The organism is Streptomyces broussonetiae (genome assembly GCF_009796285.1).
In the GTDB taxonomy this organism is placed as follows: domain Bacteria; phylum Actinomycetota; class Actinomycetes; order Streptomycetales; family Streptomycetaceae; genus Streptomyces; species Streptomyces broussonetiae.
Window position 1 is genome coordinate 971841 of the sequence record NZ_CP047020.1, and the last position, 16097, is coordinate 987937.

The 16097-nt window shown below is 71.5% G+C and carries 18 protein-coding genes; 5 read left to right on the plus strand and 13 right to left on the minus strand.

Going from position 1 to position 16097, the window contains the following annotated elements:
• Positions 1 to 7: 7 nt before the first annotated feature.
• Both GQF42_RS04730 and GQF42_RS04735 read left to right on the plus strand, forming a co-directional pair.
• The gene (locus tag GQF42_RS04730) at positions 8 to 676 is read left to right on the plus strand and encodes a DedA family protein (protein WP_158917921.1); all 669 of its coding nucleotides are present in this window, start codon (positions 8 to 10) and stop codon (positions 674 to 676) included.
• Positions 677 to 808: 132 nt separating this feature from the next.
• A complete protein-coding gene (locus GQF42_RS04735) occupies positions 809 to 1993 on the plus strand; it encodes a glycosyltransferase family protein (RefSeq protein WP_233273235.1) in 1185 nt (394 codons plus the stop codon).
• A 203-nt stretch (positions 1994 to 2196) separates the two neighbouring features.
• Here GQF42_RS04735 and GQF42_RS04740 read toward each other — a convergent pair whose 3' ends face one another.
• The 6 genes from GQF42_RS04740 to GQF42_RS04760 all read right to left on the minus strand — a co-directional run bounded on the left by GQF42_RS04740 (position 2197) and on the right by GQF42_RS04760 (position 5910).
• Positions 2197 to 3465 carry a KAP family P-loop NTPase fold protein gene (locus tag GQF42_RS04740; protein ID WP_158917923.1) on the minus strand — a complete coding sequence of 423 codons (1269 nt, stop codon included), beginning with the start codon at positions 3463 to 3465 and terminating at the stop codon, positions 2197 to 2199.
• A 353-nt stretch (positions 3466 to 3818) separates the two neighbouring features.
• Positions 3819 to 4394: a TerD family protein gene (locus GQF42_RS04745; RefSeq protein WP_158917925.1), complete on the minus strand. Its 576-nt coding sequence runs from the start codon at positions 4392 to 4394 to the stop codon at positions 3819 to 3821.
• Between the two features lie 20 nt (positions 4395 to 4414).
• The gene (gene tatA / locus GQF42_RS04750; protein WP_158917927.1) at positions 4415 to 4651 is read right to left on the minus strand and encodes a Sec-independent protein translocase subunit TatA; all 237 of its coding nucleotides are present in this window, start codon (positions 4649 to 4651) and stop codon (positions 4415 to 4417) included.
• Positions 4652 to 4663: 12 nt separating this feature from the next.
• A complete protein-coding gene (locus GQF42_RS04755) occupies positions 4664 to 5362 on the minus strand; it encodes a lytic transglycosylase domain-containing protein (RefSeq protein WP_158917929.1) in 699 nt (232 codons plus the stop codon).
• A 135-nt stretch (positions 5363 to 5497) separates the two neighbouring features.
• A complete protein-coding gene (locus GQF42_RS46875) occupies positions 5498 to 5623 on the minus strand; it encodes a hypothetical protein (RefSeq protein WP_267906127.1) in 126 nt (41 codons plus the stop codon).
• Complete coding sequence (locus GQF42_RS04760) at positions 5620 to 5910, minus strand: hypothetical protein (RefSeq protein ID WP_158917931.1); 291 nt, start codon at positions 5908 to 5910, stop codon at positions 5620 to 5622. The genes GQF42_RS46875 and GQF42_RS04760 overlap by 4 nt, the downstream gene beginning before the upstream one ends.
• A 39-nt stretch (positions 5911 to 5949) precedes the next feature.
• Here GQF42_RS04760 and GQF42_RS04765 point away from each other — a divergent pair, with 39 nt between their 5' ends.
• Positions 5950 to 6699 (plus strand): GlxA family transcriptional regulator, encoded by a 750-nt coding sequence (locus GQF42_RS04765; protein WP_233273236.1) that lies wholly within the window; start codon positions 5950 to 5952, stop codon positions 6697 to 6699.
• 16 nt (positions 6700 to 6715) lie between these two features.
• Here GQF42_RS04765 and GQF42_RS04770 read toward each other — a convergent pair whose 3' ends face one another.
• The 5 genes from GQF42_RS04770 to GQF42_RS04790 all read right to left on the minus strand — a co-directional run bounded on the left by GQF42_RS04770 (position 6716) and on the right by GQF42_RS04790 (position 10880).
• A complete protein-coding gene (locus GQF42_RS04770) occupies positions 6716 to 7387 on the minus strand; it encodes a response regulator (RefSeq protein WP_158917935.1) in 672 nt (223 codons plus the stop codon).
• Positions 7384 to 8643: a sensor histidine kinase gene (locus tag GQF42_RS04775; protein ID WP_158929771.1), complete on the minus strand. Its 1260-nt coding sequence runs from the start codon at positions 8641 to 8643 to the stop codon at positions 7384 to 7386. The genes GQF42_RS04770 and GQF42_RS04775 overlap by 4 nt, the downstream gene beginning before the upstream one ends.
• A gap of 59 nt (positions 8644 to 8702) precedes the next feature.
• Positions 8703 to 9554, minus strand: a complete 852-nt coding sequence (locus GQF42_RS04780) for an ABC transporter permease (protein WP_158917937.1) — start codon at positions 9552 to 9554, stop codon at positions 8703 to 8705.
• Positions 9551 to 10498, minus strand: coding sequence for an ATP-binding cassette domain-containing protein (locus GQF42_RS04785; protein ID WP_158917939.1), 948 nt, complete (start codon positions 10496 to 10498; stop codon positions 9551 to 9553). Before GQF42_RS04785 ends, GQF42_RS04780 begins: the two co-directional genes overlap by 4 nt.
• A 199-nt stretch (positions 10499 to 10697) precedes the next feature.
• Complete coding sequence (locus GQF42_RS04790) at positions 10698 to 10880, minus strand: type 1 periplasmic-binding domain-containing protein (RefSeq protein ID WP_158917941.1); 183 nt, start codon at positions 10878 to 10880, stop codon at positions 10698 to 10700.
• A 285-nt stretch (positions 10881 to 11165) separates the two neighbouring features.
• Between GQF42_RS04790 and GQF42_RS04795 the strand changes: the two genes are divergently transcribed.
• On the plus strand, positions 11166 to 12053 hold the full coding sequence (locus GQF42_RS04795; protein WP_158917943.1) for a 4Fe-4S domain-containing protein: 888 nt from the start codon (positions 11166 to 11168) through the stop codon (positions 12051 to 12053).
• A gap of 19 nt (positions 12054 to 12072) precedes the next feature.
• On the opposite strand, the gene GQF42_RS04800 is transcribed toward GQF42_RS04795, so the two are convergent.
• The gene (locus GQF42_RS04800; RefSeq protein ID WP_158917945.1) at positions 12073 to 12468 is read right to left on the minus strand and encodes a GNAT family N-acetyltransferase; all 396 of its coding nucleotides are present in this window, start codon (positions 12466 to 12468) and stop codon (positions 12073 to 12075) included.
• A 257-nt stretch (positions 12469 to 12725) separates the two neighbouring features.
• Between GQF42_RS04800 and GQF42_RS04805 the strand changes: the two genes are divergently transcribed.
• Positions 12726 to 13643, plus strand: coding sequence for a LysR family transcriptional regulator (locus tag GQF42_RS04805; protein WP_158917947.1), 918 nt, complete (start codon positions 12726 to 12728; stop codon positions 13641 to 13643).
• 148 nt (positions 13644 to 13791) lie between these two features.
• Here GQF42_RS04805 and GQF42_RS04810 read toward each other — a convergent pair whose 3' ends face one another.
• Positions 13792 to 15975 carry an MMPL family transporter gene (locus GQF42_RS04810; RefSeq protein ID WP_158917949.1) on the minus strand — a complete coding sequence of 728 codons (2184 nt, stop codon included), beginning with the start codon at positions 15973 to 15975 and terminating at the stop codon, positions 13792 to 13794.
• Between the last annotated feature and the right edge of the window lie 122 nt (positions 15976 to 16097).

Consider the following 16097-nt stretch of genomic DNA (forward strand, 5'->3'; position numbering starts at 1 on the left):
GGGCCCTATGACCACACCGACGCACCTCGCCGCGCAGCTGGCCGTCAACGTACTGGACGCCCATTCGCTGCTGGCCGCGTTCGGCGTCCTCGGCGTCGGCGTGGTGATGTTCGCCGAGACAGGGCTGCTCATCGGCTTCTTCCTGCCCGGCGACTCGCTGCTGTTCACCGCCGGCCTGCTCTGCACGGGCACGGCCGACCAGAGTCTCCATCTCTCGCTGGGGCCGCTGCTGGTCTCGGCGGCCGTCGGTGCGCTGGCCGGTGCTCAGTGCGGATTCCTCCTCGGCCGGAAGGCGGGCGGGGCACTGCTCGCCCGCAGCCGTTCGAAGCGGCTGCTCGAGGGAGCACAGCGCGCCGAGGAGCTGCTGGAGCGGTACGGCCACGCGAAGGCCGTCGTCCTGGCCCGCTTCGTGCCGGTGGTGCGGACGGTGCTCAATCCGATGGCGGGCGCGCTGGGCGTGTCGACGAGGACGTTCACGGTGTGGCAGGTGGCAGGCGGGCTGGTGTGGAGCCTCGGCCTCACGCTCGGCGGATACGCGCTGGGTTCCTCCATCCCGAACGTCGACCGCTACCTCCTGCCGATGGTCGCGTTGATCGTCGTCGTCTCGCTGATCCCGTTGCTGGCCGAGATCCTGCGCTCCCGCCGGGCGGCCCGTACGCAGGAGGAGCGCGGCTAGTCGTCCCTGCACCGCCCGCCTCACCGCGCCGCGCCCGCCATGGCATGCCGGTGGTCGTGGGGAGCGTCACCGCCGGGGACGGGAGGTACCACCCGGATTACGCTCGGTTGCCCGGCCGCTCATGGTCGGAGAGTGAGCACGTCCTCTCCGCTGAGGCAGTCCGACCGTCCCGGCGGGGCCGGGAGTCCACCGGTCACGGGCCCGCCGGGCGCCCTGCGGGCCCTCGCCCTCTTCGCCGCCGTCCGCCTCGCCGGTACCGCCGCGGTGGTGGCGGTCGACCGCATCGCCGGGCACCCGTTCGGCAAGAGCCTGGCCCATGCCTGGGACTCGGTCTGGTACCTGCACATCGCCGAACACGGCTACGGAAGCCAGGTCCGCATCACCTCGACGGGCGCGGTCCAGACCGACTGGGCGTTCTTTCCCCTGTACCCGGGGCTCATCCGGACCCTGAGCGGCCTCACGGACCTCACCACCGGCCGGGCCGGGCTGCTCGTCGCCTGGGGTTGCGTGCTGATCGCCGCATACGGCATCCACGCGATCGGGCACCGTCTCCACGGCCGGACCGTCGCCGCCTGGCTCGTCGCCCTGTGGGCGGCACTGCCCCACTCCGTCGTCCTGAGCCTGGCCTACACCGAGCCGCTGTTCACCGCGTGCGCGGCCTGGTCCCTGTACGCCGTGCTCAAGGGCCGCTGGCCGACGGCGGGCGCGCTCGCGCTGCTGGCCGGTCTGTCCCGGCCGAGCGGCATCGCGGCCGCCGTGGCCGTCACCGCGGCCGCCCTGCACGAGGCCGTACGACAACGCGGGCGCGTGCCGGCCGGGCTGTGGGCCGGCGCCGCCCTCGGTCCGCTGGGCTGGGCCGGTTATGTGCTGTGGGTGGGTGCGCAGACCGGTGACCTGCTCCACGGCTACCTCCGGGTGCAGAGCGCCTGGAAGTCCCAGCTGGACCTCGGAGCCGGTCCGCTGCACATGCTGCGCTGGATGCCGCCGCAGGGCAGCGGACCGGCCTATCCGATGGCCGTACTGGTCGTCACGGCAAGCGTCGTGCTGTTCTGCCTGCTGTGCCTGGACCGTACCCCGCTGCCGCTGGTGGTCTTCTCCGGCGTGCTGCTCCTGCTGGTGCTGGCGGTCTCCGGCCCCTTCTCCTCCAAACCCCGCTTCCTGCTCCCGGCGTTCCCCCTGCTCCTTCCGGCGGCCCGCGCCCTCGCAGCGGCCTGGCGCGCCCACCGCCACCGGACCTGCCTGCTGTACGGCACCCTCACCACCGTGTCTCTGCTCTACGGCGCCTATCTGGCCGCCCTCTCCCCGCAGCCCCTCTGAAACACATTCCGCATCCGGGCGGGCCCGGCCGGGGGTCGCGTCGGCCGCCCGGACCTGACCGCCGACCCGCTCGTTCCACCGCGCCCGCGCCCCCGCGGACGGCCGTCCGTACCGCCTGCCCGGCCGGTACGCCGCCGCGGTGGCCGGTGCACGAGGCGGCGCGGACGCCCTCGTCCGTCTCGTCCGTGTCGTCGCGCGCGGACCTACGCCGGATCCGCCGGGCCGGCGGTGCTGCGCAGAGTCGTGATCATCTGCTGGACGACCTTCGCGTCCGCCGGTGTCAGGCGCTCGGGGCCACCGTGGGTGAGGAGGCGCTCGAGCACGGGTTCTCCCACGAAGTCGTGCAGGTACTCGGGGAGTTGCATGTGGTAGTTCTGCCGGGTGGCCGGATTGGTCTGGGCCTGCTCGAACCACCTGGTCAGCAACATCCATGCCTCGGGCTCGATGGTGAGCGTGTGGTAGAAGCCGCGGTGCAGCGTACGGATGATGAGCAGCACCGCGAGCTGGAGGCGGAACTCCCGGGACATCTGGCCCTGCACCTGGGCGCGGGAGACCGCCAGAGCCATGTTGAAGACGTTGATGTAGCGCTTGAGCCGGCGCGGATTGGCGCCCAGGCCACGCCGGAGCAGCTCCCAGAAGAAGTCGTCGTCCGCCAGTTCCGAGACGTAGGGCCTGAACGCCTCGCGGAGGGTCTCGAACCCCACGTCCGGCAGGAAGAAGGGCAGTTGGACGATCTTGTCGAGGTAGGCCATGCCGGACGCCACCTCCTTCGGCGCCCCTTTGAGTGCCTCGCCGAACTTGTTGGTGGCGATCGCGGCCAGCACGTCCACGTCCAGTGCGAGGACGAAGACACACTGCGACTGGGCCAGGAAGAGCTTCAGCGACTCCAGCACCGTCATCGCCGACTCGGGGGTACAGCGGTCGAGGTCGTCCACGAAGACCACCAGCCGGCCGTCCGCACCGACGTACTCCCTCACGGCGTCGGCGAAGTCGGCCTCGAAGTGGTTGACCTGCCGGTACTGTTCCGCGTCCCCCTCGGACAGGCCCGTCAGCAGCTTGTCCACGTCTTCCCGCTTGACCACACCCCCGGTGCCGAGCGCCGCCGCGGTGCCCAGACTCGCGCGGACCGACAGCCACGTCGCCGCCTTGGCAAGCCTGACGGCCTTGTCCCTGAGGGTCGCCTCCTGCTCCATCTCGGCGAGGATGGTGTGCAGCAGCGCCGCCCAGACCTCTACCTTGCGGTCGTACTTCCAGGGGTTGAACCAGATGGTCTTGGCGTTGCCCCCCGTGAACCGCCGTTCCCACAGCCGCAGGAAACTGGACTTCCCCGCGCCCCAGGAGCCGAACACCCCGACCGTCAGCGGCAGCGGCGTGGCCTGCTCCACCGCCGCGTGCAGGACGTCGACGTACGGCTCGAAATGAAAGGAGTCGTCCTGGGGGGTGGTGACGGGATTGTCGGTGAGAGGACGCAACGAGGCTTCTCCTGTCTCATGGAAGTCGGTTGCCCTGCGGGCGAGTTCGACCGTCCGAGTGTGTCAGGAGAACCGGTGCTCCGGGCGACGTTCCACGCTACGGAACCGGCCGGCCCAGGGAGGCCGGCCTGGGCCCGTGCGCCCGCCTCACGCAGGGCGGCGGTGACGTCGGCCGTGGTTCCGGGCAGCCTGGTCCCTCACTGTGTTCGCCCAGTGAGCGGGCCGAGGTCGATGGCCCGGTGCACTTCCAGCAGCGGCGGGTTCGCCCGGCAGGCGTGCGGCGGCCTGCCCACCGGGGTCGGTTGATCCTCACTCCGTGCGCCGGAGATCCGGCGCCCCGCCGGAGTGCCCCGTCAGACGTTGACGCCGAAGTCGGCGGCAATGCCGCGCAGGCCGGAGGCGTAACCCTGGCCCACCGCACGGAACTTCCACTCGCCGCCGTGCCGGTACAGCTCGCCGAAGACCATCGCGGTCTCGGTCGAGGCGTCCTCGGACAGGTCGTAGCGGGCGATCTCCTGGTCGTTCGCCTGGTTCACGACGCGAATGAAGGCGTTGCGCACCTGGCCGAAGCTCTGGCCTCGCGCATCGGCCTCGTGAATGGAGACCGGGAACACGATCTTGGCGACCTCTGCCGGTACGGCCGCCAGGTTCACCTTGATCGACTCGTCGTCGCCCTCGCCCTCACCGGTGAGGTTGTCACCGGTGTGCTCCACCGAACCGTCGGGGCTCTTGAGGTTGTTGTAGAAGACGAAGTGCTGGTCGGAGACGACCCTTCCGGAGGCGTCGCAGAGCAGGGCGGAGGCGTCCAGGTCGTAGTCCGCGCCGGTCGTCGTCCGTACGTCCCAGCCCAGTCCGACCACCACCGCGCTCAGCCCCGGCGCCTGCTTGCTCAGCGACACATTGCCGCCCTTGCCCAGGGAAACTCCCACGACTCTTCCTCCCGACTGGGTCAACTGTGGCCGTCACCTGGTTGAACGTCATTCTCGCCGCTGTGGTTCCAAGATTTGCGCAAAGGTTGAACCGTGGTGACGGCGTCGTCCTTCATCGCCTTGGCCTCAGTCTTGAGGATGCGCAGGGAATTACCCAGGGCGCGGGCGGCCTCCGGCAGCTTCTTCGAGCCGAACAGCAGGATGATGACGATCGCCACGATCAGCAGATGCCAGGGTTCCAGTCCGTTCCGGAGCATCGGGCGATCGCCTCAGGGCGCGCCGACGGCCTGTCCCGCCCTGGCCCAGTTCGCGTGCAGCCGGTCCAGATACGAGCGGGCCCGGTCGCCGAGTGGCGTACCGCGGGCGAAGGCGAGCATGTTGCCCGCGCCCGTGTTGTAGCCGAGCGCCAGCAGGTCGTCCTTCGTGTACGCGGCAGTCCGGCGGGCGGGCAGTCCGGCCGCCAGGTCGTGCAGGTACCAGGCCTCGGCCTCGATCGCCAGACCGCGGTCGTCGGGCAGGTCCTCCCAGCGGCGGCCCGCGAAGCCCCGGCCCTGCTTGACCTCGTCGAAGGTGGCGCGGTGCATGTTCGCGATACCGAAGGCGGCGTCGGGTTTGTACTTCTGCCACGCCCGCTCGAGGGACGGGTCGTGCGGTTTGTACGCCTCGTTGTAGAGGATCGCCATCAGCAGTTGGGCACTGACGCCGGTCTGCCGGGCGCTGGTCCGCACCTGTGCGGCGTACGCGGCCGGGTCGTACGGGGAGGTGGTCGCCGCGGCGGGAGAAGGACCGGACGCGCTTGCCGAGGGGGTCGGCGCGGAGGCCGACGCCTTCGCCGGTGACGGCGTGTCGCCGTCGCTGTCGTCGTCGCCGCCGAAGAGGCCCGCAGCCCGCAGGACGACGTACAGCGCCACGGCGAGGACCACGACAGTGAGCCAGCGGCGGTGCCTCGGCCCCACGGAATCCGGCATGCCCCGTCCCTTCTGGGAGTCGGCCGCGCGTGCCGATGTGTCCGCCGGGCGGAGGCCCGGCGCACATGCGCCGGACCAGTTTAGGCACCCGGTGCCGCTCGCACCGGCGATCGGCACCTTGACACTCGGGCGCGCTCAGTCCCGGCCGCCGGGAACGCGCGGGGCGGCCGGTCCCATTCGTGCCCAGCGGTTGAGCGTCCCGTCCTTCGTGTCGTAGGTGAGCCAGGTCCCGTCGCCGAGCGGGCGGACGTCGCTGTTCACGGGGCCCGTGGGGCAGGTGGCCCGACCCTGCCCCGTATCTCCAGGGTGGCCGCGCCGAGGATCCGGTGGCGGATCCGGGGGCCGTCGGCGCCGGGCTCGACCGTCGAGGCGATGACGGTGTCCGCGTCGACGAAGCCGCAGAAACAGGCCCAGGCGTGCGGGACTTCGCTGTCGGCGGGCTCGGCGGACCGCTCGGCGCGGACGGTGCCGTCCAGGGCGTGCAGTCGCAGGTCCGTCCCGTAGTGCTGGACCGTCGGGAATCCCGGCCGGCCGGGATGGACGTCCATCAGGAGACGTCCCGACCGCCGGTCCCGGAAGGCCGTGCCGTGCCCGGTCACCTGCCCGCGTCCCTGATCACCACCTGGCTGCTGGCCATGCTGCCCGGGGCCGGTCAGGCCGTCATGTTCCGCCAGATGCTGGAGGGCGCGGGAGCCTTCGTCCTTGCCGCGGCCGGGCTGCTCGACGGCCGCAGTGCCGCCACCCACTGGGAACTCGCCGCGGACCTGGCCTCGGCGTTCCCGAGCGTGGACGTGCGGGCCGACCCCCTGTTCGTACGGGACGGGCCGCTCGTGACGTCGGCGGGGGTGACCGCGGGCATCGACCTCGCGCTCTCCCTGGTCGAGGAGGACCACGGGCCCGGCACGGCCCGGGCGGTCGCCCGGCAGCTGGTGGTCTTCATGGCCCGGCCCGGGGGCCAGTCGCAGTTCAGCGCGCGACTCGTGACCCAGCACGCCGACGACTCCGTCGTACGACGGGTGATGGACGCCGTGACGAGCGACCCCGCCGCCGACCACGGCCTGGACTCGCTGGCCCGGCACGCCGGTCTCGGCGCCCGGCACCTGGGCCGGCTGTTCCGTGGCCAGACCGGGATGACACCGGGGCAGTACGTCGAGGCCGTGCGTACCGAGGCCGCCCAGGCCCTGCTGGAGGGGGACGCGCACAGCGTCGAGGAGGCCGCGCGGCTGGCCGGGTTCGGCTCGTCCGAGACGCTGCGCCGGGTCTTCCAGCACCGCCTCGGAGTCGCCCCGACGACCTACCGAGCCCGCTTCCGCACCACCGTCACGGTCGCGACGTGACCGTCGCCGCCACGGCTCACCCGGCGTTGGGACGGGCGAGTCCGAGGTCGTAGGCGAAGATCACGGCCTGGATGCGGTCGCGGGCGCCGATCTTGGCCAGGACCCGGCCCACATGGGTCTTGACGGTGGACTCGGACAGCACGAAGCGGGCAGCGATCTCGCCGTTGGTCCAGCCCTTGCCCATGGCGACGAGGATCTCGCGCTCGCGGTCGGTGAGGGAGCGCAGCCGCGCGTCGTCGGCGCCCTCACCGCCACCGCGCACGGGGCCGTAGCGGGCGAACTCATCGAGCAGGCGGCGGGTCAGCGACGGGGCGATGACGGCGTCGCCGGCGGCGACGGCGCGGATCCCGGCGAGGAGTTCCTCGGGGCGCGCGTCCTTCAGGAGGAAGCCGCTGGCCCCGGCCCGGAGCGCGGCGTGGACGTACTCGTCCAGGTCGAAGGTGGTCAGGACGAGGACGCGTGAGCGGTCGCCGGAGGCGGTGATCCGGCGGGTGGCCTCGATGCCGTCCATGCCGGGCATGCGCACGTCCATCAGGACGACGTCGGGCCGCAGTTCGGCGGCCTTGCGGACGGCCTCGCCACCGTGCGCCGCCTCGCCGACGACCTCCGTCTCGGGGACGGCGTCGAGGAGCATGCGGAAGGCGAAGCGCTGCAGCGGCTGATCGTCCACGACGAGCACGGTCGTCACCGGGCACCGCCCCGGGGCGTCAGGTCGAGGGTGGCTTCCACGTCCCAGCCACCGCCCGGCGCGGGTCCGGCGCTGACGCGCCCTCCGTAGAGCGCCGCTCTCTCTCGCATGCCCACCAGGCCGTGTCCTTCCTCGTTCGGCGGTCCCGGTTGTCCGGCCACCGGACCGTTGTCGCGGACCCGGACGGTCAGCCGGGTGCCCTCGACGACGACCGACAGCTTCACCCGGGTGTCGGCTCCGGCGTGCTTCAGGGTGTTCGTGAGGGCCTCCTGGACGATGCGGTAGACCGCCAGCTGTACCCCGCTGTCGAGGGCGTCCACGTCGCCGACGGTCCGGTAGACGACGTCCAGGCCGGCCGTGCGCACACCATCGCACAGCGTCTCGAGGTCCGCGACGCCGGGCTGCGGACTGAGTTCGGGGGTGCTCGGAGCACCGTCCGGGTCCTCGCGGAGCACGCCGAGGACGCGCCGCAGCTCGCCGAGAGCCATGCGGCCGGTGTCGCCGATGAGCTGCAGCGCCTCCTTGCCACGTTCTGGGGCCGCATCCGTGGCGTAGGCGCCGGCGTCGGCGAGGGTGATCATGACGGAGAGGTTGTGCCCGACGATGTCGTGCATCTCCCGGGCCACCCGGGCGCGTTCGGCGGCGGCCGCCAGCCTGCTGCGCTGGTCGCGCTCGATCTCCAGCCGGGCCGCCCGGTCGCGCAGTCCGGCGAGCTGGGCCCGGCGGGTGCGGACCATGAGCCCCAGTGCCAGGGCCGCGATCGCGGTGCTCAGCAGGAAGAACAGCGCGTCCCAGACGGACACCGCCGCCGACGCCCGGACCGCGACCAGGGTCATCCCGGCGGCCATGACCCCGCAGGCCCACGGCAGCTGCCGCAGGCTTCCGTGCAGGGCCAGGCTGTACAGGGCGATGAACAGGGCGACGTCCGCGCGCAGCACGGCGCCCAGCGACCACTGCACGACGAAGACGGCCGCGATGACACCGAAGGCGACCATGGGCCGGCGCCGCCGCCAGAGCAGGGGCAGTACGAGGCCTGCCTGGAAGGCCAGCATGCCCGCCGGGGGAAGCCGGGTGAACGAGCGAAGGAGACGCCGGGGCCCGTCGCCGTCGCCGTCGTGGCCGTGCAGCAGGTCCGGGAGGCAGAAGATCAGGAAGGCGACGACCACCACCGCCGCGTCCAGCACCCAGGGGTGGGCGCGGTCGGCCTGGCGCAGCCGCTGGCCGCCCCGGGCGATGCGGGCGACCAGCGGTCCCATGCCGCTGACGTCGTCGGTGGTGGTCGTCAAGGTGCTCACCTGCCCATGGTGCAGGGTGGTCAGACGTCGCTGCGAACCAGCCGGTACGCCGCTGCGGCCAGCGCGAGCACGGTCCAGCCCAGGAAGACCAGCAGTCCGGCGCCGGGCGAGAGCGTGGTGGCGTCGTGGGTCAGGGCGAAGATCGACTCACCGGCGTTGCTCGGCAGGTACGGGCTGATGTTGTCCTGCCAGGAGGTGGGCAGCAGCTCGACCAGTCCGGGGATGAGCATCAGGGCGGCGACGAGGACGGAGATGCCGCCGGCCACCGAGCGCAGGAGCGCGCCGAGGGCGGTGCCGATCACGCCGACCAGGCCGAGGTAGAGACCGGCGCCCAGCAGGCTCCGTACGACTCCCGCGTCGGAGAAGGTCATCGCGGCGGGTGTGCCGGAGACGATCCCGCTGCCGATCCCGAACGTGACGAGCGCGCCCAGCGTCGCGACCACGAACGCGACCAGGCCGTAGACGGCCGACTTGGACCACAGGACGGGCAGCCGACGGGGTACGGCGGCGAGCGTGGACCGGATCATGCCGGTCGAGTACTCACCCGCCGTGACGAGCACGCCGAGGACGCCGAGCGCCAGCTGGGCGAAGTGCGTACCGAAGAGGGACAGGCTGACGGCGGTGGCGTGGGCCAGGTCCCCGTGCATGTGACCCGAGTTGAGGTTGGACTTGTAGCGGGAGGAGGCGATCAGCCCGAACGCGATCAGGAACAGCAGGGCCAGTCCGAGGGTGATCCACGTCGACCGCAGGGTCCAGAGCTTGGCCCACTCCGAGGACAGCACACGCCGTCCGGTGACCTTGTAGGCGGGGCGGGCGGGTGCGTTGGTGGGTGCCTCGGCCGCGTCGTCGGGGGCGGTGGTCAGGACGCTCATGCGGGGCTCCCGGCGGTCTCCAGGGTCTGGGTGGCGGTCGTGGAGCCGTGGTACTCCACGGCGTCCTTGGTCAGGTTCATGAACGCTTCCTCCAGCGACACCGTCCGCGGGCTCAGCTCGAACAGCGCGATGCCGTGCTCGGCCGCCTTGAGGCCGATCTCACGGGCGCTCAGGCCGGTGACCTGGAGTTCCTCGGAACCGATGCGTCCGGTGACGTCGACGCCGGGCCCGGCCAGCACGTCCCGCAGCCGGGCGGGGTCCTGCGTGACGACCTTGACGGTGTCACCGCCCGCCTCGCGGATGAGGTCCGGCACCGTGGTGTCGGCCAGCAGCCGGCCGCGCCCCACGATGATGAGGTGGTCCGCCACCAGAGCCATCTCGCTCATCAGGTGGGACGACACGAACACGGTCCGGCCCTCGTCGGCGAGCGCCTTCAGCAGGTTGCGGATCCAGAGCACGCCTTCCGGGTCCAGCCCGTTGACCGGCTCGTCCAGCATCACCGTCCAGGGGTCGCCGAGCAGTGCGGCCGCGATGCCGAGCCGCTGGCCCATGCCGAGCGAGAAGGCACCGGCGCGCTTCTTCGCCACGCTGCCGAGGCCGGCGAGGTCGATGACCTCGTCCACCCGGCTCCGGGGAATGCCGTGGGTCAGCGCGAGCGTGCGCAGATGGTGGTAGGCCGAGCGGCCCGGGTGGATCGACTTGGCCTCCAGAAGTGCCCCGACCTCCTGAAGGGGTGCCCGGTGCCGGGCGTAGGGCCGGCCGTTGACCGTGACGGAGCCGCTGGTCGGGGCGTCGAGCCCGACGATCATGCGCATGGTCGTGGACTTCCCGGCGCCGTTGGGGCCGAGGAATCCGGTCACGGTGCCGGGCTTGACCGTGAAGTCCAGCCGGTCGACGGCCGTCTTCTCGCCGTACCTCTTGGTCAGCTGCTGTGCCTCGATCATGCGCGCTCTCTCTATCGGACAGCGACGCCCGTCCATCGCGGCGGGCGCCTCGACGACCAAGCTAAGTTCCGCCACCCCCGGATCCGGTCGTACCGGGGGCCGAACCGGAGCGGTGGCGTGGTACTCCGGTACTACGCGTCTGAGCCGATACAGGGCGCGGACGGGGTGCCGGTCTCTGCGCGGTCGGTGCGCACGGTGGTCAGCGGGGCAGGACGTGTGCGGCCTCGGGAATGTCGTCGATGCCGTCGTGGCTCACCGGGCCGGTCTCCTGGACAGCGCGCAGCGCACCGAGCGCCGTCCGGTCGTCGGAGGCGAAAAGGGCGGTGAGCCGGCAGGTGCTCCGGGCTCCGGCGCGGGCGCCGGTCGTGGAGTCTGCGGTCACGTACGGGGGCACCCTGACCGAGGTCGGCCTCCCGGACCCCTATGGCTCAGGACAGGTCCGGGAGGGCCTCCGAGGCAATGACCGGTGGTACGCGGTTCTCCGGGGCGAGCCGGCCCGGACGGACGTCACTGTCGGCGGTAACACCCAGTGGGCCCAGGCCGACTACGAGAGCAGCGCGCCGCCGTGAGCGCAAGGCCGGGGCCCTCTTCCGCTTTCCGCATCGCGCGGGATACCCCTGGTGAGTGAGCAGCCGGTCGGCGGGCACACCGTGGAGAGGAACGAGCCATGAGCGACGAACGCTTACAGGACGGCTGGTACGTGGACGGGCGGTGCACGAACTGCGACGTCGCCCGGCAGCTGGCCCCCGGTCTGATCGGTGAGGTGGACGGCCGCTCGGCCGTCCTGCGCCAGCCTCGCGACGAGACCGAGGTCCGCCGGTTCCATGCCGCCGCGAACGCCTGTCCCACCCGCTCGATCCGGCCGCCGGCCGGACGGCTGGACGCGGCACTGGATCCCTTCCCGATGGCCCTGGACGACACCGTGCTCCTGTGCGGGCACAACTCCCCGCACACCGCCGGGGCCAACTCCTACCTGCTGCGCCGTCCCGACGGCACCGCGATGCTGGTGGACACACCTCGTTGGAGTACACAACTGGCCGCGCACTACGAGGCGTTGGGCCCCGTGACCGACGTCCTGCTCACCCACCGCGACCATGCGGCACACGGCCGCCGGTACGCCGACCGCCTCGGCGCCCGGCTGTGGATCCACGAGGGCGACCTCGATGCGGCCCCCGACGCCGACCGTGTGCTGCACGGCACCGATCCGGCGGAGATCGCCGACGGGGTGATCGCCCATCCGCTGCCCGGGCACACCCGGGGCAGCGTCGTCTTCGTCGCGGACGAGCAGTACTGCTTCAGCGGCGACAGCTTCTACTGGTCGCGCGGCACGGGAGACATCGAGGTGGCCGAGAGTGTCACCTGGTACTCCATCGGTGAGCTGGCGGCCTCCCTGGACCGGACGGCCGGACGGCTGCGGTTCGAGTGGCTGCTGCCGGGCCACGGCGACCGGCAGCACCTTCCTGCCGACGACATGGCCGAGCGGCTACGGCTGCTGACCCTGCGAGCCCGCGAACTGCAGCCCCGGCCCGTCGACTTGACGGCGGTGCGCTGGTGACGGCGAAGCAACTGCGGCCTCACAGGGCGAGCAGACCGGCCGCCGTCCGCCGGAATCCGCAGGCGTCCAGGTAGAACGGACCCAGGTGGTCCTCGAAGTCGACGTGCAGCCATGTGCAGCGGGCGGCGCGGGCCCCTTGGGCTGCCGCCGCGACGAGCCCGGCGCCGATACCCAGGCCCCGGTGGCCCCGGGCGACCACCGTGTCCAGGACGAAGGCGTGCCCCGCGCCGTCCCGGGCGACGTTGACGAATCCGACCAACGCGCCGTCCTGCCGGGCACGGACCCGGCCGAGGCTGTGCCGTTCCAGCCGCGCACGCCGGCCGCCCGGGCCTGCGGGGTGCCCGAAGCCGTCGGCGTGCAGGGCCTCGAGGGCCGCGTCGTCGAAGTCGCCCCGCCAGGCGCAGGTGATCGTCACGCGCCGATCGTACGGAGGTGCCGGTGCGGGCGGATCGCGCCGAGCGGCGGGGTTCGCGCCGCTCGGTCCCGACCGCCACGAAGTCGTCAAGCAGGCGGCACGGAAGGTTGTTCCGTGGCCCACGGGGGTGTTGCACGCCTACAGGGTTCACGCGGTTTCCAGGGCCGAGCGTCGTCGGCCACACCAGTGCGGGTGAGCGGTCCGGGAACGGCTCGGCCATGTGATGCTGCCCCGGAAGGCATCAGCAGAGGTGGGCCGTGGATCTTCTTCAGTTGCGCTACTTCCAGACCGTCGCCCGGTACGAGCACATCAGCCGTGCCGCCGAGGAGTTACGGATCGCCCAGCCCTCGCTCAGCCGGACCATCGCGCGGCTGGAAGGCGAGCTGGGCTGCCCGCTCTTCGACCGGCAGGGGCGCCGTATCCGGCTCAACGCGTACGGCGCGATGTTCCTGCGCCATGTCGACCGCGCCCTGAGCGAACTCGAGGACGGCCGCAGGGCGCTGGGCGACGCGCGCGACACCGGGCTCGGCCGGGTCGGCGTGGCCTCCGAGACCCTGCTGACCATCACCCATCTCCTCGGCAGTTTCCGGGCCGCGTATCCACGTGCCGACGTCCGCCTCCACCAGTCCGACGCCGAGGAGATGGAGCGCCGGCTCCGGGCCGGCGAGGTCGACTTCTGCGTCGCCTCACAGCCGCTCGCCGGCCCGCAGTTCGACGCCGTCGAGCTGCTCCGTGAGGAGGTGCTGCTCGCCGTTCCGCTCGGGCACCGGCTCGACGGGCGCGAGCGCGTGGCGATCCGCGAACTCGTCGACGAGCCGTTCGTCACCACGCGCCCCGGCAACTGGCAACGGACCCTGCTCGACCGGCTGTTCGCGGCCGAGGGGCTGACTCCCACGCTGTCCTGCGAGGGCGACGAGCCCGGCGCCACCCAGGACATGATCAGCGCCGGGCTCGGCATCGGGCTGATCCCGGCGATGTCCCGCCGGCTCGGCACGCAGAGCCTGGTCCCGGTCGGCTGGGTGCGCGTGGACGCACCCGACTGCTCTCGTACGCTCTCCCTGGTGTGGAGCCGCGACACGTACCTCTCCGAAGCAGCCCTGAGATTCCGTGAGTTCACCACCAGCAGGCCCTTCATGACCCACCGGCTGCCGGACCCGCACCACGGACGCCGCTGACACTGCGCCCTGACGGGCCAAGGACTCCTCCGCGTTCCGGGCAGGGCGTCCTCGCCCAAGGGGCCGCCGCCCACAGCGCCCCGGGCACGAAGAGGGGGAGTCCTGCCGGGCTGGTACGGCCCGGCAGGACTCCCCCCTCACGGTGCGGCTAGTTGCGGCGCCCCGCCGGATCGTGGGCGCGGGTGTCCTGGCCCGGACCGGCGACTCCGTAGCCACCGGTGGCCGGGCCGGCCGCCGGCTCCTCGACCCGGTCCCCGTGGCCGGGCCACCACGCAGCGTGGCCGATCAGCGCGGTCAGGCTCGGGGTGAAGAACATCGCCATGACGAAGGCGGCGACGATGATGCCGAAGGAGACAGCGAAACCCATCTCCGTGAGCAGCGAGTTGCCCGCCAGCATCATCGTGGCGAAGGTCGCCGCCAGGATGAAGCCGGCCGCGGCGACGGTCGGTCCGGCGTGCCTGAGCGCCATACCGGCCGCCTCGCGCGGATCGCGGCCCTCACGGGCCTCCTCGCGGAGCCGGGCGATCATGAGGATGTTGTAGTCGGTACCGATGGCGACCACGAACAGATACATGATCACCGGGAGCATGAACATCAGCCCCGAGTGCCCCTCCCCCTGCTGGAAGATCCACACGGTGGCGCCGAGGGTGGCACCGAAGCCGAGGCCCACCGAGGCGATCAGGTACCAGGGGGCGACCACGCTGCGCAGCAGCAGGCCCAGGATGATCATGATGAGGGCGGCCGCGACCGGGAAGACCGTCCTGTAGTCGTGGTTCACCGCGGTGTTGATGTCCTTGTAGATCGAGGACATGCCACCGACGACGGCCTTGGTGCCCTGAGGGGCATCGGTATGGGCCACGCCACGCACCCTGCCCACCGCGTCGATCGCCTTGTCCGTCGACGCCTCGTACTTGAGCGTGACGGTGAAGTCGGCGGTGGTGCCGTCCCGGTTCACCTGGGTCATACGGGCGTTCGCGACCCCGTCCACGGCGCCGAGCTTCTGCGCGTACGTGGTGAAGGCCGACTTGTCGAGCGGTTTGCCGTCGGTGCTCGACAGGTAGACGTCGGTGGGTGCGGCGGCGCCCGCCGAGTACGCGTGCTGCATCTGGTCCTGGACGACCATGGACTCCTTGGTCTTGGGCATGGAGCCCGACGCGAGGTCGAAGGTGGCCTTGTAGCCGAGGGTGCCCAGCGACAGCACGACCAGGACAATCCCGGAGACCGCGGCGGTCAGCGCCGGGCGCCGCTGCACACCACGGCCGAGGGCCGCGAACCGGGCGTTGTCCGGCTCCCGCTGCCAGGACTTCGACGGCCAGAAGACCTTCGGCCCGATGAGCGAGACCACGGCCGGGATCAGGGTGAGACCGGCGACCAGGGTGGCGCCGACCGCGATGGCGAGCGCAGGGCCCATCTGCTTGAGGAAGCCCAGCGTGGACAGCACCAGCGCCAGGAAGGCGATGATGACGGCACCGGCGGCCGAGGCGATGGCCTCGCCGACCCGTCCGACCGCGTTGATCATGGCCTGCTTGGGCTCGTCACCGGCGCGCAGGCGTTCGCGGTAGCGGAACATCAGGAACAGGAAGTAGTCCGTACCCACGCCGAAGAGCACGACGATCAGGATCGACGAGACCGAACTGTTGGCCTGGAGGTCGAACAACTTGGTGGCGTACGCGATCAACCCGTTGGCGATGGCCGCGACCAGGCCGATGAGCACCAGCGGCAGGACGGCCAGGATCGGCGCCCGGAATATGATCAGCAGAGTGACCAGGATGATCGCGAAGGTGCCGATCCCGATCAGCGCCTGACCTCGCTTGGACGAGTCCTGTTGGTCGAGGGCCTGCGCGGCGGAGCCGCCGAGCTTGACGTCGAGATGCGTGCCCCCGGCCAGTTGCTTGACGTCGTCGCGCAACACCTTGGCGGCGTCGGCCTGTTTGGGCTGACCGGCGTTCTTGCTGTCCATCTGGACCAGGGTCATGGCGTACTTGCCGTCCTTCGACGGCGGGCCGGGGACGACCTTCTGCACCTGGTCGATGTGCTTGTTGCCCAGCTCGGTGGTGATCCGGGCGATGTCCTTCCGGTCGGCGGCGGTCAGCCTGCCGCCGTCGGTGCGCTGGTACAGCGCGATCGCCGACGGGGTGAAGGCGCTGGGGAACGCCTTCTCCTGTATGTCGGCCGCTTTGATGGATTCGTAACTCTTGGGCAGAAAGCTGCTCTCGTCACTGTTCGAGGGCAGACCCGGAGCAGTGGCGACGATCGCCACTGCGGCTAACAGCCATGCCACGATCGTCCAGACGGGATGTCGGACGACGGTGTTGCCAATACGTCGGAACATGCGGAAGGTCCTCCTGGGCAGGAAGATCACCGCAGCCCGGGGAGCGGTCCCTGGCATCGGCGACCCCGACCGGAACGCACTGGGCGTTCCGGTCGACTGGTTGTGTCGGGGCCACATGGTAG

What these genes read in the sequence shown, in the direction of transcription:
- GQF42_RS04730 (WP_158917921.1), top strand. Translation starts at nt 8, where the DNA reads ATGACCACACCGACGCACCTCGCCGCGCAGCTGGCCGTCAACGTACTG.
- tatA (WP_158917927.1), bottom strand. Translation starts at nt 4,651, where the DNA reads ATGCTCCGGAACGGACTGGAACCCTGGCATCTGCTGATCGTGGCGATC.
- GQF42_RS04755 (WP_158917929.1), bottom strand. Translation starts at nt 5,362, where the DNA reads ATGCCGGATTCCGTGGGGCCGAGGCACCGCCGCTGGCTCACTGTCGTG.
- GQF42_RS04760 (WP_158917931.1), bottom strand. Translation starts at nt 5,910, where the DNA reads ATGGACGTCCATCCCGGCCGGCCGGGATTCCCGACGGTCCAGCACTAC.
- GQF42_RS04775 (WP_158929771.1), bottom strand. Translation starts at nt 8,643, where the DNA reads ATGGGACCGCTGGTCGCCCGCATCGCCCGGGGCGGCCAGCGGCTGCGC.
- GQF42_RS04780 (WP_158917937.1), bottom strand. Translation starts at nt 9,554, where the DNA reads ATGAGCGTCCTGACCACCGCCCCCGACGACGCGGCCGAGGCACCCACC.
- GQF42_RS04785 (WP_158917939.1), bottom strand. Translation starts at nt 10,498, where the DNA reads ATGATCGAGGCACAGCAGCTGACCAAGAGGTACGGCGAGAAGACGGCC.
- GQF42_RS04795 (WP_158917943.1), top strand. Translation starts at nt 11,166, where the DNA reads ATGAGCGACGAACGCTTACAGGACGGCTGGTACGTGGACGGGCGGTGC.
- GQF42_RS04810 (WP_158917949.1), bottom strand. Translation starts at nt 15,975, where the DNA reads ATGTTCCGACGTATTGGCAACACCGTCGTCCGACATCCCGTCTGGACG.